The organism is Vreelandella nigrificans (genome assembly GCF_002374315.1).
GTDB lineage: Bacteria > Pseudomonadota > Gammaproteobacteria > Pseudomonadales > Halomonadaceae > Vreelandella > Vreelandella nigrificans.
The window spans coordinates 177,014-198,714 of the sequence record NZ_NWUX01000003.1 but is presented as its reverse complement, the minus strand read 5'-3'; the positions used below and the strand labels follow the sequence as shown (position 1 = coordinate 198,714).

Sequence of the window (21,701 nt, the reverse complement as noted above, 5' to 3'; positions counted from 1 at the left end):
GGTTGTGCCAGTTGGCACAACCCATAAAGGCCCTCAGGGCCGAGAGAAACATTGCGTGCCCTGGCGGCTCAGAGATCGGAGAAGCGTTTGCCTTCTTGCACCAGCCGCTCTAACAACGGGGCGGCTTGCCAGGTATCGCCGTAGCGCTGTTGATACTGCTTGATGGTGGTGAGAATGGATGCCAGTCCGATGCTGTCGGCATAGTGCATGGGGCCGCCGCGGTAGGTCGGGAAGCCATAGCCGTTGATCCAGACCACGTCGATATCGCTGGGGCGCTGAGCAATCCCTTCCTCGAGAATTTTTGCCGCCTCGTTGATCAACGGATAGATCAGCCGCTGCAGGATTTCCTCTTCGCTGATGTCACGGCGCTCGATGCCAAGCTGCTTGGCGGCCTGCTCAATGACCGTATCTACCTCCGGGTCGAGTATCGGCTTGCGAGAGCCAGCCTCGTAGCGGTAATAACCCTTACCACTTTTCTGACCCAGGCGGCCCATCTCCACCAGCCGGTCGGCCACAGCGCCATCGGTGGGGGAAACCGTTTCTCCACGCTGACGGCGCTCTTCCCGCGCTCGGGAACCGATATCCAGGCCAGCGAGGTCGCCCATCGCCATCGGCCCCATCGCCATGCCAAAGCGGTTCATTGTGCTATCAATCTGGGAGGGGCTAGCTCCCTCCAACAGCAGAATACCGGCTTCCCGGCCGTAGCCTTTGAGCATGCGATTACCGATGAAGCCGTCACAAACGCCAGAGACAACTCCCACTTTGCCAATGGTGCCGAGCAATTTCATTGCGGTGGCGAGCACATCGTCGGCGGTCTTGTCGGCCCGCACCACCTCCAGCAGCCGCATTACATGGGCGGGGCTGAAGAAATGCAGGCCCAGTACATCCTGCGGACGCGAGGTAGCTGCGGCGATCTGGTTGACGTCCAGGTAGGAGGTGTTGGTGGCCAGGATGGCCCCTGGCTTGCAGACCTCATCGAGCTTGGCAAACACCTCATGTTTGACGGCCATGTTCTCGAACACCGCTTCGATGGCCAGGTCGACGTCGTTGAAGTCAGCATAGTCGAGCGTACCGGCTAACCGTGCGAAGCAGGCATTGGCCTTTTCCTCCGACATGCGCCCCTTGGCTTTGCGATCGTCGTAGTAGGCCTGAATGGTTTTTATGCCGCGCTCCAGGGCCTCGCTCTTCATCTCCAGCAGGGTAACGGGAATCCCTGCGTTGAGAAAATTGATAGCGATGCCGGAGCCCATTGTACCGGCGCCGATGATCCCAACTCGACGAATCTCCCGTTTCGGTGTGTCGCGCGGCAAGTCGGTAACCACGGGAGCTTGGCGTTCGGCAAAGAAAACGTGTCGCAGGGCAGCCGACTCGGAGGATGCCATTCGCTCGAGAAACAGCTCGCGTTCCTTCTTCAAGCCTTCGGCGAATGGCAGCGTGGTGGCTATTTCGATGGCCTCGATGCAGGCCTGAGGCGCTTCCAGCCCCCGCTGCTGCTTGGCCACCTGGGTGCGATATTCAGCGAAGAATGTTGCTCCGATATCAGCGGTGTTTACTGCCATGTCGCTGCAGCGGCGCAGGGGAGCTGAGTTGTCCACCAGTTCTCGTGCATAAGCCATGGCTTGTTCGGTCAGGTCGCCCTCGGCGATACGGTCAATGGCGCCCAGCGCCATGGCTTCAGGTGCCGCAACCTGGCGGCCCGACACGATCATGTCTAGCGCACTCTTGACGTCGATCAGCCGCGGCAAGCGCTGGGTGCCTCCGGAGCCGGGTAGGAGGCCAAGCTTAACTTCCGGTAACCCCACCCGGGCCGATGCTTCGGCAATGCGGTAGTGGCAAGTCAGGGCTGTTTCGAACCCGCCACCGAGTGCTGTGCCGTGTAGTGCTGCCACTACTGGCTTGGTGAATGTATCGATTTGATCAAGCACTTCTGGCAAGGCGGGAGGCTGCATTGGCTTGCCGAATTCAGTGATATCGGCACCGGCGATGAAGGTGCGCCCCGCACAGCGCAGGACGACTGCCTTCACGGTAGGCTCCTGCTCGGCGACAGCGAACGCCTTGGATAGGCCTAGGCGCACAGCGGCAGAAAGTGCATTGACCGGGGGGTTATCAATGGTAATCAGCAGGACGCTATCGTGCTGCTTGCATGTGACGGGTTCGCTCATGGTGATCCCTTGCCCTTTTCCTTAACGAATGACGATTGGCCCCCCGGGACAACAGGTCGATAGGCAGGCCCACTATCTATGCTATACGGTATGAATCTGTATTTGCAAAATATAATTCTGCATAGCGGTCATCGTGGCGATCTTCATATTTATGGAAGCCTCAGGCGACGTCCAGAATGTCGCAAAAATGGTGGTGGGGAGAGCAGACTTTGCCGTGGTAGCAGCCTCGCTTCATGAGTAAATAGGTTGTTTTGTTTTTCCTTGCATTGTTTCGCTGTGCGGTTGTATATTTCGCTTGTTGGTTTTTGAGAGATGGTTTTTGAGAGATGGTTTTTGAGAGTTGGTTTTTAAGAGCTAGTTTTTGAAGATCGATTTTTGAGGGCTGGTTTTGACCTGGCTTAGTAGACAGAAGGTCAGAAACAAGGCGAACGGCTGCCGTGGAAATGGCGTGGAGGGGGCTAGATGGGTTCTAAAATGATCTGTCGGAATGATCTAGATTTTCTGCTTTATCAGGTGATTGACACCGACGAGTTGGTGTCGTTGGAGCGGTTTGCCGAACACGGCCGTGAAACCTTCAACGCGGCTCTCGATACGGCCGAGTCCATCGCTATCGATTATTTCGCTCCTCATGCCGCAGAGCTGGATGAAAACGAGCCGCGCTTCGACGGAGAGAGAGTCGAACTGATTCCACAAGTGAAAGAGGCTCTCGATCAGTACTACGGTGCCGGCTTCGGTGCAGCCACCCAGGACTATGAATTGGGCGGAATGCAGCTCCCCTTTACGGTATCGGTGGCCTGCAAGGCGATCTTCAGTGCCGCCAATATCTCGACGCTTGCCTATGCCTCGCTCAGCGGTGCTAATGCCAATGTGATCGGCGCCTTTGGTTCGGAGAGCCAGCAGCGCCTTTATCGTCAGCCGTTGCTCGACGGGCGCTTTACCGGAACCATGGCCCTCACCGAGCCCCAGGCGGGGTCGTCGCTGGGAGATATCGCCACGACTGCCGAGCCCATGGTCGATGGCGATTATCGTTTGCGTGGCAGCAAGATTTTCATATCCGCCGGTGACCACGAATTGAGCGAGAACATCGTTCACTTGGTGCTGGCGCGTATAAAGGGTGCGCCGGAAGGGGTAAAGGGGCTGTCGCTATTCCTGGTGCCCAAGTATCTGGTCAATGAGGATGGCACGCTCGGGCCGCGTAACGATGTGGTACTGGGCGGCCTGATTCACAAGATGGGCTATCGTGGCACGACATCCACCATCCTTAACTTCGGTGAGCAGGGTGGGGCCGTGGCCTATCTCGTCGGTGAGCCCCATCGAGGGTTGGCCTATATGTTTCAGATGATGAACGAGGCCAGAGTAGGGGTTGGCGTGGGGGCTGTAGGCCTTGGTTATGCGGCTTATCGGCATGCCTTGGACTACGCCCGCGAACGGCTTCAGGGGCGCCCCCCGGAAAGTAAGGACGCCTCGTCATCGCCGCAACCGATCATTGCCCATGCGGATGTGCGGCGCATGCTGCTCGCGGCGAAGAGCTATGTCGAGGGTGGCCTATGCCTGTCTCTGTATGGAGCCCAACTGGCCGATCGCAAAGCCTGGAGTGCGGATGCCGCCGAGCGGGAACGAGCGGCGATGTTGCTCGACTTGTTGACCCCGGTGCTCAAGTCTTGGCCGTCACGCTACTGCTTGGAAGCTAACTCCTTGGCGATCCAGGTGCATGGCGGCTATGGCTATAGCCGTGATTATCCAGTGGAGCGGCTCTATCGTGACAACCGGCTCAATCCGATTCATGAAGGTACTGAGGGTATTCAGTCGCTGGACCTGCTCGGACGCAAGATCATGATGCACGACGGTGGGTCATTCAAGCTGCTCTGCGACGAGATCCAAGTCACCATCGAAAGTACTCGTTGCGATTCACGCATACGGGAGTTCGCCGAGTCGCTGCAAGCCGCCCTCGATAGATTCCGCGATACCACCAAGGCGCTGTCAAACCTGCTGCGTGAAGGCGACGCCAAGCATGCCCTTGCCAACTCATCACTTTATTTGGATGCCTTCGGCCATCTCGTCGTGGCGTGGCTTTGGCTGCGCCAGGCCCAAGCGGCCTTGGCTATGCAAGCCGCTTCCGGCTCCGAGTCGGAGGCCTTCTGTCATGGCAAGCACATGGCTTGTCAGTACTTCTTCCGCTGGGAGTTGCCCAGGATTGAGCACAGTTGCCACCTACTACGTGCCCTGGATACCACCTGCCTGGCCATGCCGGTCGATAGTTTCTGAAATGGTTTCTGAAATAGCTTCTGAAATAGTTTCTGAGCTTGTTTTTGAAATAGTTTTTGAAATGGTTTTTGAAATGGTTTCTGAAACTTCGAGTCATTACCGTAAACCTAGGGAGTGAGCCTATGAAAGCCATCGTTTGCGACCAATTCGCACCCGTTGAGAGCCTTCAGTATCGCGACGTTGAAGAGCCTGAACCGCGTAGCGGAGAGGTACGCATCACCATCGAAGCGATCGGGGTGAACTTTCCCGATGGTTTGCTAGTGGAGGGAAGCTACCAGGCCAAGCCTGAGCTTCCTTTTACCCCGGGAGTGGAATTTGCCGGCATCGTGGATGCGGTTGCCGAAGGTGTAACTGACTATGCCATTGGTGACCGGGTCATCGGGGTTAGTGATCACTACTCTGCCTATGCAGAGAAGGTCTGCTGTGCAGTAGAGCGGCTCATGGCGATGCCGAAGACGATGCCGTTCAGTGATGCCGCTAGTCTAGTGCTGGCCCATGGCACCGCGCACCACGCGCTAAAACAGCGCGGCCAACTGCAGCCCGGTGAAACCTTACTGGTGCTCGGCGCAGCAGGCGGCACTGGTCTGGCTGCGGTACAGATCGGCAAGGCGATGGGAGCCAGGGTCATAGCGGCCTGTTCCACCGATGCCAAGCTGGCCTTGGCAAAGGCCAATGGGGCCGATGAGCTGATTAATTACCAGACCCAGGAGTTGCGCGGGGAGCTGAAACGGCTAACCGATGGTAAGGGGGTCGATGTGGTGTACGACCCGGTGGGTGGCGCCCAATTCGACACTTGTGCCCGCAGCATGGCGCCCTATGGTCGGCTGCTCGTTATTGGCTTTGCCAGTGGTGAGATTCCCAAACTTCCCGTCAACCTGGCGCTGGTGAAGGAGTTCGCCGCGGTGGGGGTCTTCTGGGGCGCCTTCGTGCGTCGGGACCCGGCGACCTTCGCCACCAATATGCAGGAACTCTTTGGCTGGTACGAACAAGATCAGGTGCGTTTGCATATTGACCAGTCCCTGCCGCTTTCGCGTGCCGCAGAGGCGTTGCGCCGGGTGCTCGATCGTCAGGTCAATGGAAAGCTGGTGCTGGTGCCTGACGCTGTTGCCCAGCGCTGATTCTTTTTCATGCTTACTTCGGCCGCGCTTCGTCCAAGCCGCCGGCCCTACAGGAGTCGAATGATGCACTTCGAATTCAACGAGCGGACTCAGGCACTGCGCGATCAACTGATCCGGTTTATGGAGGAGAATATCGTTCCTCGTATCGGACAGCATCGCGAAGAGGTCCGAACCGGCCACTATCCCGTGTCCTTTATGGCGGATCTCAAGGAGCTGGCGCGTGCCGAGGGACTGTGGAATATGTTTCTGCCCGGGCTGCGGGACGATGAGCCTGGAACGCGGCTTTCCAACCTGGAGTACGCCCCGCTGGCCGAGCAGATGGGGCGAGTACCCTGGTGTGCCGAGGTGTTCAACTGCAATGCGCCGGATACTGGCAACATGGAGTTGCTGCACATGTTCGCGACGCCAGCGCAGCGTGAGCAGTGGCTCGACCCTCTGCTCAACGGCGAGATTCGTTCTGCCTTCGCCATGACTGAGCCGGACGTGGCATCGTCCGATGCCACCAATATCCAAACCCTGATTACCCGTGAAGGCGGTGACTACGTCATCAATGGCCGTAAGTGGTTCATCTCCAACGCCAGCCACCCCCACTGCCGACTCTTTATCCTGATGGGCAAGAGTGATCCGGACAATTCGGACCGCCATCGTCAGCAAAGCATGGTGCTAATCCCCTATGACGCGCCGGGGGTGACGGTAGAGCGCAATATCACAGTGATGAACCATACCAACCCCCATGGTCACTGCGAGATCACTTTTCGCAACGTCAGGGTGCCTGTCAGCAACTTGTTGGGCGGCGAAGGGGAAGGCTTTGCGATGGCCCAGGCGCGCCTTGGGCCGGGGCGGATACACCACTGCATGCGTTCTATTGGCCAGGCAGAGCTGGCCCTGGAGCTGATGATTGAGCGCTCCCAGGAGCGTAGGGCATTTGGTAAGCACCTTCATCAGTACGGCGCGGTATCTGACTGGATTGCCCATTCTCGGCTTGAGATCGAGCAGGCCAGGCTCCTGGTGCTGAAAACTGCCTGGATGATCGACCGAGTCGGCGCTAAGGCGGCTGCCAAGGAGATCTCCCTGATCAAGGCGCTGGTACCTAAGTTGCACACTCGAGTGGTGGATCGGGCAATGCAAACCTTCGGTGCCATGGGGGTGAGCCCGGACACGCCGTTGGCAGATATGTGGTCCCAAGGGCGAGCCTTACGCTTTGCCGATGGCCCTGATGAAGTGCACTTGCGCAAGATTGCACGTATGGAATTGAAAGAGCGGCAGGCCTCGCTCGGTAAGGGGGCGGCATACCTGACCCCACCGTTGCGAGACTGAAAGCTATTTCAGTTCTGCATAGTAAAATTAAATACTGCTATTTGATATGTGGTTTTGCTGGTGATAGCTTTGGTTAAACATTCCTAGAGGTTGGAGAGCGGTATGAATATCGATTTGACCGGCGACGAGCTCGCCTTCCGCGACGAGGTGCGGGCCTTCTTTCAAAATGAGTTGCCTCCCCAGGTCATGGAGAAGATCCAGCGCGGCTTGCGTATCAGCCGTGACGACCAGATCGCCTACCAGCAGGCACTCCATGCCAAGGGGTGGGCAGGGGCGAATTGGCCGGTGGAATACGGCGGTACGGGCTGGAGCGCTACCCAGAAGTACATCTTCAACAATGAGGCGGCCACTGCTCAGGCACCACGTATCATTCCTTTCGGCCTCACTATGGTGGCGCCGGTCATCTATACCTTTGGTAATGAGGAGCAGAAGCAGCGCTTTCTACCCGATATCCTCGCCAGCAAGGTGTGGTGGTGTCAGGGATATTCAGAGCCCAACGCGGGCTCCGATCTGGCGGGGCTTAAGACGCGTGCAGTACGCGATGGTGACCATTACATCGTCAATGGCACCAAGACCTGGACCACTCTGGGGCACTATGCCGACTGGATTTTTTGCCTGGTTAGAACCAGCGATACCGGTAAGAAACAGGAAGGTATCAGCTTTCTGCTGATCGACATGAACTCTCCGGGGGTCAGCGTTACTCCGATCATCACTCTAGATGGGCGGCGCGAAGTCAACGAAGTGAATTTCGAGGATGTTCGTGTGCCAGTAGAGAACCTGGTGGGTGAAGAGGGTAAAGGCTGGACCTACGCCAAGGTTCTGTTGACCCATGAGCGAACCAATATCGCTGGTGTGGCGTCCTCAAAGCAGCGCCTCAAACGATTACGCGAGATGCTCAGCGAGCCGCCTTTAGGCATGCCTAACCTTATTGATAACAGTGTCTTCATGGCGCGAGTCATGGAAACCGAGATCGAACTCAAAGCGCTGGAGTTCACTGAGTTACGCGTGCTTTCTGCGGTTTCTACCGGTAAGGCGCCGGGGCCAGAGTCGTCGATACTCAAGATCAAGGGCACCGAGGTGCAACAGATGATCGATGAACTCTACCTAGAGGCTTCTGGCCACTATGCCTTACCTTTCGTGCCGGAACAGTACGAAGAAGAGGGTGACGGGATCGTCATCGAACCGCATTTTGCCCCCAATACGGCGCCCCATTACTACAACAACCGTAAGGTCACCATCTTTGGCGGCACCAATGAAATTCAAAAGAACATCATCGCCAAGGCGGTTCTGGAACTCTGAGGAAAACGACTATGGATTTTGCACTCAATGACATTCAGCAGATGCTCCAGGACAGTGCGGCGAAGTTCATTCAGAACGACTATGACTTTGAAACCCGTCGCCGTCTAACCGAGAGTGAGCTGGGCTACAGTGAGGAAAACTGGAAGCTTTTTGCCGAGCTGGGCTGGTTAGCGCTACCTTTCGATGAAGCCTATGGTGGTCTGGGCGGTAGTCTGACCGACTTGATCGTGCTGCAAACCGAACTTGGCCGTGGCCTGGTCGTGGAGCCTTACTTCTCCACGGTAGTTCTGGGCGGCAACCTGATTCAGCGCCATGGTAGCGAAAGCCAGCAGTCGGAATTGCTTGAGCGGCTTATCGCCGGTGAGCTAAAGCTGGCGTTTGCCCAGGCCGAGCCGCAGTGCCACTCGTCCATCACGGATATCGAAACGTCCGCCGAGCGTAGTGAAGAGGGCTACCATATCACGGGTCACAAGGCCGTGGTGCTAGGAGCACCGAGCGCCGACCTACTGGTGGTGGCCGCTCGCACCAGTGGCAATCGAGGTGATCAGAATGGGCTGTCACTGTTCCTGGTAGATCCGGCCCAGCCGGGCGTCACTATGCAGGCCTACCCGACCAATGACGGTTTTCGTGGCGCTGAAATTCGTTTCGATAGCGTCAAGGCAACCCTTCTGGGGGAGGTGGACAGTGCCTACGATGCTATCCAGGCGACCTTGAATGACGCCATCGTGGCGCTGTCCGCCGAAGCGGTTGGCGTCATGGAGAAGCTGCTCAATGCCACTGTCGAGTTCTGCAAGGTGCGCAAGCAGTTCGGTCAGCCTATCGGCAAGTTCCAAGTGCTACAGCATCGCATGGCTGACATGTTCATGGAGTGTGAGCAGACGCGCTCAATGCTCTATTTCGGCGCGATTACCGTTGCAGGCGGCGGCGAGGAGGCGAGTCACGCTGCCTCCATGTTGAAGGTGAAAGTGGGTAGTGCCGGTCGCTTGGTCGGCCAGCAGGCGGTACAGCTACATGGTGGTATGGGCGTGAGTGATGAACTCGATGTTGGTCACTTTTTCAAGCGAATTACTATGATCAATACCCTGCTTGGCTCCCGTGATGAGCATCTACAGCGACTGATTCGTAACGCCCAGGCCGCGTGACGCCCCGGTCATATTTGCTGATGCGTTGCTCCGAACGCTGCTGACCCGGTACGACTCAGTCGTGCCGGTGCCGCAGCGTTCGTGTCAATAGCTGACTCAGAGAGGTATGAAGATGAAAATAGTGGTATGCGTCAAACGCGTCATCGATTACAACGTCAAGATCCGGGTTAAGCCGGACCACTCTGACGTCGATCTCACCAACGTCAAGATGGCCATGAACCCCTTCTGCGAGATCGCCGTGGAAGAAGCGGTGCGTCTCAAGGAGAGCGGCGTGGCCACCGAGGTCGTCGCCGTGACCATTGGCCCCAAGGCCGCCCAAGAGCAACTACGCACCGCGCTGGCGCTGGGCGCCGACCGTGCCGTGCATATCGACACATCAGCCGAGGCCAATGAGCGCATTGAGTCGCTGACCGTGGCCAAGTTGCTGGCCAAGGTCGTCGAAGAAGAGCAGCCGGGACTGGTCATCCTCGGCAAGCAGGCCATCGACACTGACAACAACCAGACCGGCCAGATGCTCGCCGCACTTGCCGGACTGCCCCAGGGCACCTTCGCCTCCGAGGTGAAAATCAGCGGAGATGAGGGGGATAAAAAGCTGCAGGTGACCCGTGAAATCGACGGCGGTCTGCAGACCATCGAACTGAGCTTGCCGGCCATCGTCACCACTGACCTGCGTCTCAACGAGCCGCGCTACGCCAAGTTGCCGGATATCATGAAGGCCAAGAAGAAGCCCATGGACGTCAAAAGCCCGGCAGATCTCTGCATCGAGGTGGCCTCCAAGGTCACGCTGCTCAAGGTCGAGTCCCCGGCTGAGCGTAAGGGCGGCATCAAGGTGGGCTCCGTCGACGAGCTCGTGGACAAACTCAAGAATGAGGCGAAGGTGATTTCATGAGCATCTTGGTACTTGCCGAACATCACGACGGCCAGCTCGCTGGCGCCACTGCTCACGTGGTCGCGGCGGCCCAGGCCATTCAGCAGGACAGCGGTGGCGACATCGACATCCTAGTGGTCGGCGAAAATGTCGCTACCATTGCCGAGGCCGCCGCCAAGCTTGACGGCGTGAGTAAGGTCCGCGTCGCCGATAATGCCGTCTACGCACACCAACTGGCTGAGCCGGTGGGCGCTCTGCTGGTTGAACTCGTCAATGATTATGGTCACATTCTGGCGGCCGCCTCCACCACTGCTAAGAACATCATGCCGCGCGTCGCTGCGCTCAAGGATGTGTCGCAGATCTCCGAGATCGTTGCGGTGGATGCAGCCGACACCTTCAAGCGCCCGATCTACGCCGGCAACGCCATCGCCACTGTGCGGAGCACCGACGTCCTCAAGGTGATCACCGTGCGCAGCACCGGCTTCGATGCAGTCGGGACGAACGGAAATGCCAGCGTTGAGACTGTCGACACGGTGGTAGAGAACAGCCAATCAACCTTTATCCGGCAGGAGCTGGCCGAGAGCGATCGACCCGAGCTGGCCGGCGCCAAGGTGGTTATCTCCGGTGGCCGTGGTATGGGCAATGGCGAGAACTTCAAGCTGCTCGACGGCATTGCCGACAAGTTGGGGGCGGCTATCGGCGCCTCACGCGCAGCGGTGGACGCTGGCTTCGTGCCCAACGACATGCAGGTGGGCCAGACCGGCAAGATCGTCGCCCCCGAGCTTTATATCGCTGTGGGCATCTCGGGTGCCATCCAGCATCTGGCTGGGATGAAGGACTCCAAGGTGATCGTTGCGATCAACAAGGACGAGGAGGCCCCGATCTTCCAGGTCGCCGATTATGGCCTGGTCGGTGATTTATTCGAGATCCTGCCGGAATTGGAAAGCAGGCTCTAAGGAAGATATAGGCTCTTAAGGAAGATGTAGATCCGCGCAGTGCCCGTTGTGCTGACGGGGGCTGCATGGGGGTTGCATGGGAGCATCGTGTTGGCCCGTGCCAGTAGGCAGCAAGAAAGCCTCGACCAAAGGTCGAGGCGAAAAGATCGAAACTGGTTGTCGAAATCTGGCTGTCGAAACCTAGCCTACGAAACAGTGAGACGCGATCAGAACGTCAGCTTCGCGCCGACGCTCAGGCTGCTCTGGCCGTCGAGGTCAAAATTGCCGTTCTCAATGAAGAACATCAGGTCTTCGTTGAAGCGCTTCTGCAGCGTGACCACCGTTCCCTTGTTGTCCTGAGAAGACATGAGATCATCATCGAAACTGCGCTCGTAATAGCCAGCGCCTAGCGTATAGCCATTGTAGGTATAGCTGGCAGCGATGCCATAGGTTTCCCTGTCCATGTTGGCGAAACCTTTGAAGTCCGAATGCTCGTAAGTTGCCCCAAGGTGCAAGCCGTGGTTGGTATAGCCAATTGTGGCAGTTGTTCGAACGGCATCATCTTCGGCCAAGGCATGAACTGCCAAGCGATCGATATACACTTGGCCGATAGCGGCTCTTAAGCCGGATAGGTCGCTCTCCTCGTCAGCTTGCCATTCTAGCCACCAGGTCACGTAGTCGGAGTCAGTGCCGCTGTCGGTGCTGCCTGTTAGATAGGAGAGCAGACCCTGAAAACCATACTTACGAGGACTCAGCCAGGCCAGTACATGGGAGGATGTCTCGGCCTGGTCAAATATCTGTGACACACCGTTATTGGTATAGGCGCGGTTGGTCTCAAAGATATCGACTGCACTGTAGAGAATTAAGTACTGACTGCTGGGTGTTTTTGGGGCAATTACAAAAGTACCGAGCTGAGTCGGGAATAGAAGGCGAGCATTGCGGATTTCAAGCTCATTATCATCATTGTTGTTATCGCTACTGTCATTCACCGCGTTGGTGAATTCGGCTTCGAGCTCGTAGACAGCGGTGATATTGGCGTACTGGCCCATTCCCCTGAGGCCCAGACGAACGTCATAAGCTTCTACCGAGCGGTCCTGATGTTCTTGATCAATGACGCGGGCGGCGACCTGACCATAGAGTTCGGGTGTGCCCTGAGCGGCGGCAGTCGTGGAGAGTAAGCAGAAGCCGGCGCACAAAGCCGAGATCTTGTTGGTAGTCATACCCCTTCCTTTTAATTATTCGTTGTACTTGTCGGCCATTCAGGCTGCAGGTATCGAGAGGTAGACCTGATGACCGTATTGCGATAGTATGTTCTGCTATGCGGTACTTCAATTCCGCCAAGTGGTACATAGGTCTAATATTTGATAATATTTTGTCTTTAGTGGAATTGCGGGGCGTTTGGCAATATGAATATGAGATCCAGCTGGTTTGATCTCCCAGAGAGGATGCTGGGTGAGGCCAGGTGAGTAACAACAGACAGGTAAATAACAACAGACGAGGGGGCTAGCAGAGAGGGCTATGGCAATACAAAGAGATGTGATGGAATTCGACGTGGTCATCGTCGGCGCCGGGCCCTCGGGCCTATCGGCGGCCTGCAGGCTGATGCAGCAGGCGGGTGAAACCGGCCAGGAACTAACGGTGTGCGTGGTGGAGAAGGGCTCAGAAGTAGGCGCCCATATCCTCTCCGGGGCGGTTTTCGAGCCCCGCGCATTGGCTGAGCTATTCCCCGACTGGGAGGCGCGCGGCGCGCCCCTGACCACCCCCGCGACCCGCGACGAGCTCTACCTGCTCAAGGATGCCGATAAGGCCCAAAAGCTGCCCAATGCCCTGGTGCCCAAGTCGATGCATAACACCGGCGGCGAACTACCTCGCTATGTGATCAGCGCCGGTAACCTGTGCCGCTGGTTGGCTGAACAGGCCGAGGGCCTGGGCGTGGAGATCTTCCCCGGCTTCGCCGCCCAGGAAGCTGTTATCGAGGACGGCACGGTCAAGGGTATTTTGATCGGTGATATGGGAGTGGCCGCCGATGGCCAGCCCAAAGAGGGCCATATGCCGGGTATGGAACTGCGTGCCAAGTACACCCTGTTCGCTGAAGGGGCGCGGGGCCACTTGGGCAAGCGACTGATCCAGAAATTCGACCTGGCCGCTGGCAAAGATCCTCAGCACTACGGTATCGGCTTGAAGGAGCTGTGGGATATCCCCGCAGAGAAGCACGAGCCCGGCCTGGTACTGCATGGCTCCGGCTGGCCCCTGGACAAGTCTACCCATGGCGGCTGGTTTCTCTATCACGCCGAGAACCAACAGGTGATGGTGGGGCTGATCATGGATCTCTCCTATCAGAACCCCTGGCTGTCGCCGTTCGACGAATTCCAGCGCATGAAGCACCACCCAGTGCTGGCCAAGCACCTGGAAGGCGGCAAGCGGGTCGCCTACGGCGCCCGGGCCATCACCAAAGGCGGGCTCAATTGCCTACCGAAGATGACCTTCCCCGGCGGCCTGTTAGTTGGTTGCGACGCCGGTACTCTCAATTTTGCCAAGATTAAGGGCCTGCATACCGCCATGAAGTCGGGCTTGGTAGCCGCCGAGAGCGTCTTCGAGGCGCTCGCCGCGGGCGACGAAGGTGGCCAGGAGCTGACCGCCTTCATCACCAAGTGGGAAGCCAGCTGGGCCTATGCCGAACTCCAGGAGAGCGCCAGCTTTGGTCCGGCGATCCACAAGTATGGCACCGTCGGCGGCGGTGCTTATAACTTCGTCAATCAGCTGCTGGGCGGCAAGCTGCCCAATGTCCATGACACCCGCGCGGATCATGCCCAGCTCAAGCCAGCCAGTGAATTCGAGAAAATCGACTACCCTAAGCCGGACGGTAAGCTCTCCTTCGACAAGCTCTCCTCGGTATTCCTTTCCAACACCAACCATGAGGAAGATCAGCCTTGCCACCTGCGCCTGTCCGATCCACAGTTACCGATTCGCGACAATTTGCCTGAATATGCCGAGCCGGCGCAGCGCTACTGCCCGGCGGGGGTCTATGAAGTGGTGGAGGGGAGTGACGGACAGCCGCAGTTCCAGATCAACTTCCAGAACTGCGTGCACTGCAAGACCTGTGATATCAAGGACCCGGCCCAGAACATCACCTGGGTGGCGCCGGAAGGCGGTGGTGGACCGAACTATCCGAATATGTAAGTAGCCTCAAGGGGGGGCGGTGCCGGAGTGCAGACGGAGGTTTTGCATAGCGATCTAGGAGGGATTCGATGCGATACATGTGATACGATAATTACAGTGAAAAACCTTGATGTGCCAACGCTTGTCGAATGATTATTGAAGCGGTGGCGCGGTTCGTTTCGAGTCTACATAAGATAATGGCTGATGAACGAAATTTTCGATTTACCCCGCGACAAGAATGGTGAAAAAGATCGTAAGTTCGTCGAGGCGTTGGCGAGGGGGCTCGACGTCCTTCGTGCCTTCGGCCAGCAGGGCGGTGTGTTGAGCAATCAGGACCTGGCCAGGATTACCGGCCTGCCTAAGCCGACCATCTCTCGGATGACCTACACTCTGACCAAACTCGGCTATCTGGCGTATTCGAGGCATTTGGAGAAGTACCAGCTTGACGCTGGGGTGCTGGCACTGGGCTATGCCTATACCTCCAACCTTCACGTAAGACAGATCGCCAAGCCCTTCATAGAGCGACTGGCCAATCGTGTCAATATATCGGTGGGACTGACCATTCGTGAACGTCTCTCGATGATCTATGTGGAAAACTGCCGGGGCGATGAGACCCAGGCATTGCGCATGGAGGTCGGTTCTCGACTACCGATTGCGACATCGGCGGCGGGCCGCGCTTTTATCGCTGGCCTGCAGGAGCCTGAGCGTAATCATATTCTCTCCGATCTCGAGCGCGTAGGCGGTGAGCGCTGGCCGGCTTGGAAAGAGGGTATCGACCGGGCACTTGAAGAGTTCGAGGACAAGGGCTTTTGTTCCTCTTTGGGCGAATGGGACAAGACGATCAATGCGGTGGGTGTGCCTCTGCAGCTCCAGGATGGACGTGTGCTGGCACTGAATTGCGGCGGCCCCAACTACCTGCTATCTGCTGAGGATGCGCTACAGTCGCTGGGCCCTCAGCTCGTCCAAGTGGCAAAGGATATTCTTTCTACGGGTGTCTAGTGCTAGTGACCAATCCTTGATGCTGAACGGCTACGCAACGCGCGCTTTTCGCGATGGTTGATCAAAACCGCCAGGACCTAAGCGAACGGTAGGCAGCACCAGGTCTTGTAAACGACCTGGTGCTTGTTGTGGTTTCGGTCTGGCTAATACCTGTCTATTTTTAGCGATCCTATCTATTTAAGCGATCCTATCCATCTTAGCGATCCTATCTATTCTGCCTAGCTTGGCACTCCATAGTCTGCTCTCTCTCGTCGATTTTTCGTACCAAACTTAGCTCCACCGGGCTCTTCTGCCAGTGGCGCCTTGGTCTCTTCCCAGGTTCCCGTTCATCACTTTCCGGCTCGCCTTTCGATCGTTGTGGCATTCGACTAAAGGGTGGGAATGCTGGGGGAACCGTTGTGCTTTAGCCCTTGACGCCCCCTTCATTGGCTGTTTAAGATGGTACTTAGTTTCGTATTGTGAAATAGGCTTTCGTTTTAGTGGGTCGATGAATCCCTATATGTGCTATGGCGCGATAGAACAGAACAACCAACAATGATTCCTGGAGAACACGATGAAGCCAAGAGCCCTGTTGCCCCTTGCTGCCGGCTTGATACTAGCCTCTGCCACCGCCATGGCAGAAGAGATCGAAATCAAACTGGCTTCCTGGGGGCCTCCCAGCCACTTCGTGGCTCAAGCGCGTGCTGACTGGATCGAAGAGGTTAATGAAGCTGCCGCAGGTAAGATCCGGATTATCGAGTATCCGGGGGGGCAACTCTACGATGACAAGGATATGCATAATGCCGTTGCGCGGGGCCATGTCGATATAGGTGTCTTGCTATCACCTCGCGTCATGGGGATGGTGCCTATGCTGCAGGGTGTCTACCTCCCGTTTGCATTCGACTCTCTTGAGCATGTCGCGGAGGTTTATCAAGGCGAGTCCCTTGCAATCATCGAGGATGCCCTGGAGCAGCGGCGCATGAAGTTGATCTATACCAGCTTTGTGGATGGTGTGCAGATCTATAGCTCAAATGGAAACATTGAAACGGTGGAAGATTTCGAGAATTTACGCGTACTCTCCACAAGCCCGATGGGAACTAATATCTTCTCCCGCTTAGGGGCTTCACCTGACAGCTCCATTCCCCAGATAGAACAGTATATGGCCCTCAGGCTTGGGGTGGCCGATGCCAGCCTCAATTCCATCGTCAACGGCTACTTTCAACAGACCCACGAAGTCGCGCCTCACTTGACCAGAATCAACCTGAGTTTCCCCACCATTATGGTGGCGATGAACCTCAACAAGTGGGAGTCACTGCCTGAGGATGTGCAGGAAATCATGCTGAGTGCAGGCGAGCGGATGCAGGCCAGAAGCCTTCAGGAAGCCATGGCCTGGGAGGCAAAATTCCTGGCCGAGTCAGCAGAGGATGGCGCTATCGTCACGGAGTTCCCTGCGTCCGAAATGGAACGAGTGCGTGAGATAAGCCATGGTGTGTGGCAGGAGTGGGCAGACGCCAATGGGCCGGAAGCTCAGCGCCTGCTTGAGCTGAGTCTCCAATAATCGCGCTAAGCCAATAATCGAGCTGAGGTCGACTATCTATCGCTTAGTTGGCCTCGCAATACTGTCTAGCACTGTCCTCGTGTATGGATTGTGACTTTGCTCGCAGGAGTAGTGATGAAAAGTCCAACTGAGAGAAACTGGCTGTCACGCTGGATCGACTTTAGCAGTGGAGTGGGTGGTGTCATTGCCGCCTGTTGCCTGATGCTATTGGCGCTCATTATCACGTATGAAGTCACCGTACGGTATTTCTTCGGCAGCCCCACAGCCTGGGTGCAGGAATTCAGCGTATACCTTTGGATGGCTATCGCTTTCCTAGCAGCCGCCTATGCCCTGCGCAATGATAGCCATTTTGCCGTGACAATCTTTGTCGACCGGCTCAAGGCGAGTAATCGTAGGCGGTTGAGGATCTTTACCCATCTGATTGGCCTGGGGTATTCGGTCACATTTGTCATCAAGGGAATCGAGATGGTCCATTTCTCTTATGAAATGGGTGATACCAGCACGGGCTTGATTCAGGTGCCCTTATGGATTCCAGGTTCCTTGCTTCCGATTGGAGCAGTATTGCTTGCCCTTCAATTCTTCAACAAGTTGTTGCTGGAGTTAATGAATAAGGGGGCACAGTGAAACCTATTACCGCCATCACCAAGCCGCAAGGTGCCTAGCATGACAATTTATATCATAGGATTCGTGATCACCTTCCTGCTGGTCATGGCCAGCGGGCTGCCAGTGGGCTTCGGCCTTGGCTTTCTTGGCATCGCTCTGCTAACGACCTATATCGGTCTCGATTCAGCGACTAGCATCAGTGTAGAGAAAGCGTATTCGGCGATGGATTCCAGTATTCTCGTTGCCATTCCGTTGTTTGTGCTAGCCGCGCAGCTAATTTCGGAAACGGGGATGGGGAAGCGCCTTTTTGATGCTGCCAAGTCTTTCTTATGGTGGTCTAAATCGGGACTTGGGGTGGCCACCATATCGAGCAGTGGCGTTTTTTCTGCGATGACGGGTTCCAGCTTCGTTTCTGCTTCGACGATGGGCTTGATTGCGACGCCAGAGCTGCGTCGAGCGGGATATTCTGACTCCTTGATAGCCGCTTCCATCACGGCAGGGGGGTCGTTAGGGAGTGTCATTCCACCCAGCATTGTCATGATCATCTATGGGTACTTGACCGACGAGTCGATAGGTAAGCTTTTCATGGCCGGTATCGTGCCCGGCATATTGCTGATATTGCTCTATTCTCTCGCCCTCTCCTTTTTCATCAATCGTCATTACCGGATGACGGCACCACCTCTGCAGGTGGGAGCTGCAGCAACCCGAACGGAGTCGACTCGTGAGGTCAATCACGAAGCAGCGCCTGCTCCTGAGAGGCTTAGCAAGCGCAAGGCACTTAAGGAGGCGTTCTGGGGCTTAATGGCACCGGTCATCATCTTGGGTGGTATCTATCTCGGGGTGTTTACTGCATCAGAAGCAGCCGCTATCGCTGTCGTATATTGTATGCTGGTGGGCTTCTTCATCTATCGAACTCTGACCCTGAAGAAGCTGGGCAATGTGTTGATGGAGGCCACGGCCGTGTCTGCCATGGTGGGGGTCATCGTGGTGGGTGGTGCCGTGCTGGGGCATGTGGTTTCGTTTGGACGTATTCCTCAGCAGCTTCTGGAAACTATCATTGCCTTGGATCTTTCTCCTCTGCAATTGATGCTACTGATAAACCTGTGCCTTTTCGTGCTCGGCATGTTTCTAGAAGTGATGGCTTTGATGTATCTGGCGATTCCACTGTTGGTGCCGATCATTGCTTACATGGGCTGGGATAATATCTGGTTCGCGGTCATCATGTTGCTCAATGTCAATCTGGCACTGATTACGCCGCCGATGGGTGGGGTGTTGTTCGTCGTATCACATATCGGCTCGATACCCATCGTCAAGGTGATGAAGGGGGCCATGCTGCCAATCGCCATGATACTGCTCGTGCTGCTTCTAGTCGTGCTTTTCCCCGGAATCGCTACCTGGATTCCTAACAATATGTAGCGCTCCAGGAATATGTAGTGCTTTAGGGAGTACTTGGTATTAGACCGCCCCGCCTGTTCGACAGGCGGGGCGGTCTCGTCTTGATTAGCCAAACGAAGCGGTGACTCAAGCAGTGACTCAGAGTCACCGCTTCACGAGTGGATATTAGAGGCAGATTACGTCGGGGTCTGGTGATGTGGCATAAAGTCGCTCAACCTGATCAGCTCGGCGCTCAAGTACCGCAAGCTGATTGATATATCGCTTGTCCGTGATCTCATTGTGATCCAGAGAAGGCGGTTCCGTCAGTAATAGTAGACGCTTGATACGCATTGAGCTGTGATTATGCACCTGATTATGTTGTTCAAGACGCTGTGACAGCAGTTGGTGTAATGCCGTCGAGCCCATCAGAGTACTCAGCGGCGTCTCGCTGTCATCCAGCAGGGCACGGATGCCGGCTTCGTTGGGCCAGGCCATCAAACCGATGCAGTCGCGATCCTGGCCGGTCATTACCAGGTCGGTTATCAAAGGGGCCAAGGCTGAAGCCGCTGCACTTCGTAGGCTGCCAGTATGTACCCAAGTGCCGCTCGAAAGTTTGAAGTCTTCGGCCACCCTTCCGGCAAATTTGAGGCCAAGGTGGGGGTGTGCGGCGTCGATCCAGCGTACGGCATCGCCAGTGCGGAAAAAGCCTTCTTCATCAAAGGTCTCTCGGGTCCGGGCATCGTCATGGAAGTAGCCTTGCATGACCTGGGGTCCCTTGACACGCATTTCGAACTTGTCGCCCAGTGGTATTAGCTTGACGGTAGTGCCCGGCACAGGTAATCCGATGTTGCCCATCTGCTCGCTAGGCCAGTGTGTAGCAGTAATGATGGCTGATGTTTCGGTGGAGCCCATGGCTGTGATCACTGGCATTCGCTTGCCAGTCGCTTCGATGGCTACCTTCTGAATACGGTCAAAGATGTGCTGGGGCATGTCAGAGCCACCGTAGCTGATCCAATCGAGTTCGCTAAAGAAGTTCTCGCGCAGCGGCTTGTCACGCTCGAGTGCGTCGAGGAGTGCTCCGAAGGCGGCAGGCACGGTGCTAAATGTTGTCACCTGAATCTCGCGCAGGTTGTGCAGGGTGCGCTCGAATAATCCCGGTAGTGGCTTGCCGTCATCGATATATAGGGCGCCGCCGTAGCGCAAGCTGCGATTGAAATTCTGGTTGCCACCAAAGGTATGGTGCCAGGGTAGCCAGTCGAGCAGGATAGGGGGGCGATTGTCAGCATCGAGATGCACGAGAGAGCCCAGGGCCGACTGCGTAAAACAGAGGTTGTGATGCGTATTGATGACGCCTTTGGGCTCTCCGGTCGAACCTGAAGTGAACAGTATCTTGGCCACTGTATCGGGCTGGATGGCATCGCAGGACGCCTGCACCTCATGCCCGGCCTCGTCTGCTTCCAGCCTGGCGAACGGAGTGATTGAGCCACCTTCGCCATGGCCCGCTACGGTGACCAGAGCGGTGTCGCCAAGCTCCAGGGCCTGTAAGGCCTTAGCGTAGCGCTCTGTATCTTGTACGAACACGACACCAGGTTTCACGAGTGAATGGATACGGCGCAGCTTGCAGTGGTCGTGACTCATCAAGGAGTAACCAGGCGATACGGGAACGACTGGCAGTCGGGCTTTCATGGCACCAAGCATGAACAAGGCATGCTCCAGTGAGTTTTCCGATAGGATCATGACCGGAGTTGCTTCTGGCAGCCCCAGGGATAACAGCCAATGGGCAACCCGAGAGGAGCGTTCGTCGGCTTCCTTGAAACTGAGACGTACCCAGCTCTGGTTGTTGCTCTGGTTGTTGCTCTGGTTGTTATCTCGTTGTGCCAGAAAGGTGCGATCGGCATACCTGTCGGCTGCTCTGGCAAGGACCTCGATCAGATTATTGGCCACCGGTAGCGGTTGCCGAGGTGAGCTGACGAGCTGGATACCTGAGTCGAGCACCTCGACTGTAACGTCGGGCGCCTCCCAGTCATTCTGTTTGAAAGGAGGGAGGTCATTGTGGTTCATGGCGCATACTCTTGTTGCATTGGATTTGTCGTTGGTTGGTATTTTGCTGCGGCAGGTGCGGTTATACCTTCATGCCAGGCATATTGAGCGAAGCGGTATTGCCGCCATCGATGGCGAGGGCCTGTCCGGTGATAAAACTGGCATCGTCGCTACCCAAAAAGGCTACCGCTGAGGCAACCTCCTCGGCGCGGCCATAGCGCAGTAGCTCGCAGCGTGCGCCAAGCCGGTCCACGACGCCTTTTTCACGTGCTTTGTCGAAAAACGGCTGGGTCATGCCTGTTTCGATCAGCCCTGGGCAAACGGCATTGACACGTACATTGTACTGGCCAAGGTCACAGGCGGCGGTCTGGGTAAAGTTCAGGACTGCCGCCTTTGAGGCGCTATAGGCGTTGCCACCAGCACCAGAGCGTATCCCGGCAATCGAGGCAGTATTGACGATAGCGCCCCCTCCTGCCGCGACCATGTGCCGAGCGGCGTACTTGGTGCCGTTGACTACCCCCAATAGATTGACCTGCAGTACGCGCTGCCAATCCTCCGGGTCCTGTTCGGTGGCGATATTGCGATTGCTGGCCACGCCGGCGTTGTTGCACAGCAGATCAAGGCGGCCATAGCGCTCAAGAGTTGCCTCAACCATCTGTTCTATCTGATTGTCGTCGGCGATATCCGTGACCCGAATGGCAACTCGGTGGGCATCGTCAAAATGCGTTAATAGTGCCTGTAGGCCTTCATCGCTGCGGTCTACCAGCATCAAGGCTGCACCCTCGGCGTAGAGGCGCTGCGCAATGGCGCGACCAATACCGCTGGCGGCACCGGTGACTATGGCGACTTGTTCGGTAAAGCGATATGTCATGATATTTCCTTC

15 protein-coding genes and 1 pseudogene are annotated in these 21,701 nt (G+C 56.5%); 12 read left to right on the top strand and 4 right to left on the bottom strand.

Annotated elements, in window-relative coordinates:
• Positions 1 to 68: 68 nt before the first annotated feature.
• Positions 69 to 2,162, bottom strand: coding sequence for a 3-hydroxyacyl-CoA dehydrogenase NAD-binding domain-containing protein (locus tag CPA45_RS06305; protein ID WP_096650748.1), 2,094 nt, complete (start codon positions 2,160 to 2,162; stop codon positions 69 to 71).
• A gap of 474 nt (positions 2,163 to 2,636) precedes the next feature.
• Between CPA45_RS06305 and CPA45_RS06300 the strand changes: the two genes are divergently transcribed.
• From CPA45_RS06300 to CPA45_RS06270, 7 genes are all read left to right on the top strand, one after another.
• A complete protein-coding gene (locus tag CPA45_RS06300) occupies positions 2,637 to 4,427 on the top strand; it encodes an acyl-CoA dehydrogenase (RefSeq protein ID WP_244287539.1) in 1,791 nt (596 codons plus the stop codon).
• A 122-nt stretch (positions 4,428 to 4,549) separates the two neighbouring features.
• Entirely contained in the window at positions 4,550 to 5,545 is a 996-nt protein-coding gene (locus CPA45_RS06295; RefSeq protein ID WP_096650746.1) for an NADPH:quinone oxidoreductase family protein, read from the top strand.
• A gap of 60 nt (positions 5,546 to 5,605) precedes the next feature.
• Positions 5,606 to 6,862, top strand: a complete 1,257-nt coding sequence (locus tag CPA45_RS06290; protein ID WP_340640070.1) for an acyl-CoA dehydrogenase family protein — start codon at positions 5,606 to 5,608, stop codon at positions 6,860 to 6,862.
• A 102-nt stretch (positions 6,863 to 6,964) separates the two neighbouring features.
• Complete coding sequence (locus CPA45_RS06285) at positions 6,965 to 8,161, top strand: acyl-CoA dehydrogenase family protein (protein ID WP_096650744.1); 1,197 nt, start codon at positions 6,965 to 6,967, stop codon at positions 8,159 to 8,161.
• An 11-nt stretch (positions 8,162 to 8,172) separates the two neighbouring features.
• Entirely contained in the window at positions 8,173 to 9,303 is a 1,131-nt protein-coding gene (locus CPA45_RS06280; RefSeq protein ID WP_096650743.1) for an acyl-CoA dehydrogenase family protein, read from the top strand.
• A gap of 112 nt (positions 9,304 to 9,415) precedes the next feature.
• Entirely contained in the window at positions 9,416 to 10,192 is a 777-nt protein-coding gene (locus CPA45_RS06275; RefSeq protein WP_096650742.1) for an electron transfer flavoprotein subunit beta/FixA family protein, read from the top strand.
• Entirely contained in the window at positions 10,189 to 11,127 is a 939-nt protein-coding gene (locus CPA45_RS06270; protein WP_096650741.1) for an electron transfer flavoprotein subunit alpha/FixB family protein, read from the top strand. Before CPA45_RS06275 ends, CPA45_RS06270 begins: the two co-directional genes overlap by 4 nt.
• A gap of 206 nt (positions 11,128 to 11,333) precedes the next feature.
• Here the strand turns inward: CPA45_RS06270 and CPA45_RS06265 are convergent, their stop codons facing one another.
• On the bottom strand, positions 11,334 to 12,326 hold the full coding sequence (locus CPA45_RS06265; protein WP_096650740.1) for a porin: 993 nt from the start codon (positions 12,324 to 12,326) through the stop codon (positions 11,334 to 11,336).
• Positions 12,327 to 12,612: 286 nt separating this feature from the next.
• Between CPA45_RS06265 and CPA45_RS06260 the strand changes: the two are divergent.
• The 5 genes and pseudogenes from CPA45_RS06260 to CPA45_RS06240 all read left to right on the top strand — a co-directional run.
• A pseudogene (locus CPA45_RS06260) lies at positions 12,613 to 14,286 on the top strand (electron transfer flavoprotein-ubiquinone oxidoreductase); the annotation flags it as partial.
• 183 nt (positions 14,287 to 14,469) lie between these two features.
• A complete protein-coding gene (locus tag CPA45_RS06255) occupies positions 14,470 to 15,264 on the top strand; it encodes an IclR family transcriptional regulator (RefSeq protein WP_096650738.1) in 795 nt (264 codons plus the stop codon).
• A 553-nt stretch (positions 15,265 to 15,817) separates the two neighbouring features.
• Entirely contained in the window at positions 15,818 to 16,801 is a 984-nt protein-coding gene (locus CPA45_RS06250; RefSeq protein ID WP_096650737.1) for a TRAP transporter substrate-binding protein, read from the top strand.
• A gap of 114 nt (positions 16,802 to 16,915) precedes the next feature.
• Positions 16,916 to 17,425 (top strand): TRAP transporter small permease, encoded by a 510-nt coding sequence (locus tag CPA45_RS06245; protein ID WP_096650736.1) that lies wholly within the window; start codon positions 16,916 to 16,918, stop codon positions 17,423 to 17,425.
• A gap of 39 nt (positions 17,426 to 17,464) precedes the next feature.
• The gene (locus CPA45_RS06240; RefSeq protein WP_096650735.1) at positions 17,465 to 18,820 is read left to right on the top strand and encodes a TRAP transporter large permease; all 1,356 of its coding nucleotides are present in this window, start codon (positions 17,465 to 17,467) and stop codon (positions 18,818 to 18,820) included.
• Positions 18,821 to 18,964: 144 nt separating this feature from the next.
• On the opposite strand, the gene CPA45_RS06235 is transcribed toward CPA45_RS06240, so the two are convergent.
• Together CPA45_RS06235 and CPA45_RS06230 are read right to left on the bottom strand one after the other, a co-directional pair.
• A complete protein-coding gene (locus CPA45_RS06235) occupies positions 18,965 to 20,839 on the bottom strand; it encodes a feruloyl-CoA synthase (protein WP_096650734.1) in 1,875 nt (624 codons plus the stop codon).
• A gap of 61 nt (positions 20,840 to 20,900) precedes the next feature.
• On the bottom strand, positions 20,901 to 21,689 hold the full coding sequence (locus CPA45_RS06230) for an SDR family NAD(P)-dependent oxidoreductase (RefSeq protein ID WP_096650733.1): 789 nt from the start codon (positions 21,687 to 21,689) through the stop codon (positions 20,901 to 20,903).
• Between the last annotated feature and the right edge of the window lie 12 nt (positions 21,690 to 21,701).

Excerpts from the sequence above, each read along its gene's own strand:
- CPA45_RS06305 (WP_096650748.1), bottom strand. The coding sequence starts at position 2,162 with ATGAGCGAACCCGTCACATGCAAGCAGCACGATAGCGTCCTGCTGATT.
- CPA45_RS06300 (WP_244287539.1), top strand. The coding sequence starts at position 2,637 with ATGATCTGTCGGAATGATCTAGATTTTCTGCTTTATCAGGTGATTGAC.
- CPA45_RS06295 (WP_096650746.1), top strand. The coding sequence starts at position 4,550 with ATGAAAGCCATCGTTTGCGACCAATTCGCACCCGTTGAGAGCCTTCAG.
- CPA45_RS06290 (WP_340640070.1), top strand. The coding sequence starts at position 5,606 with ATGATGCACTTCGAATTCAACGAGCGGACTCAGGCACTGCGCGATCAA.
- CPA45_RS06285 (WP_096650744.1), top strand. The coding sequence starts at position 6,965 with ATGAATATCGATTTGACCGGCGACGAGCTCGCCTTCCGCGACGAGGTG.
- CPA45_RS06280 (WP_096650743.1), top strand. The coding sequence starts at position 8,173 with ATGGATTTTGCACTCAATGACATTCAGCAGATGCTCCAGGACAGTGCG.
- CPA45_RS06275 (WP_096650742.1), top strand. The coding sequence starts at position 9,416 with ATGAAAATAGTGGTATGCGTCAAACGCGTCATCGATTACAACGTCAAG.
- CPA45_RS06270 (WP_096650741.1), top strand. The coding sequence starts at position 10,189 with ATGAGCATCTTGGTACTTGCCGAACATCACGACGGCCAGCTCGCTGGC.
- CPA45_RS06265 (WP_096650740.1), bottom strand. The coding sequence starts at position 12,326 with ATGACTACCAACAAGATCTCGGCTTTGTGCGCCGGCTTCTGCTTACTC.
- CPA45_RS06255 (WP_096650738.1), top strand. The coding sequence starts at position 14,470 with ATGAACGAAATTTTCGATTTACCCCGCGACAAGAATGGTGAAAAAGAT.
- CPA45_RS06250 (WP_096650737.1), top strand. The coding sequence starts at position 15,818 with ATGAAGCCAAGAGCCCTGTTGCCCCTTGCTGCCGGCTTGATACTAGCC.
- CPA45_RS06245 (WP_096650736.1), top strand. The coding sequence starts at position 16,916 with ATGAAAAGTCCAACTGAGAGAAACTGGCTGTCACGCTGGATCGACTTT.
- CPA45_RS06240 (WP_096650735.1), top strand. The coding sequence starts at position 17,465 with ATGACAATTTATATCATAGGATTCGTGATCACCTTCCTGCTGGTCATG.
- CPA45_RS06235 (WP_096650734.1), bottom strand. The coding sequence starts at position 20,839 with ATGAACCACAATGACCTCCCTCCTTTCAAACAGAATGACTGGGAGGCG.
- CPA45_RS06230 (WP_096650733.1), bottom strand. The coding sequence starts at position 21,689 with ATGACATATCGCTTTACCGAACAAGTCGCCATAGTCACCGGTGCCGCC.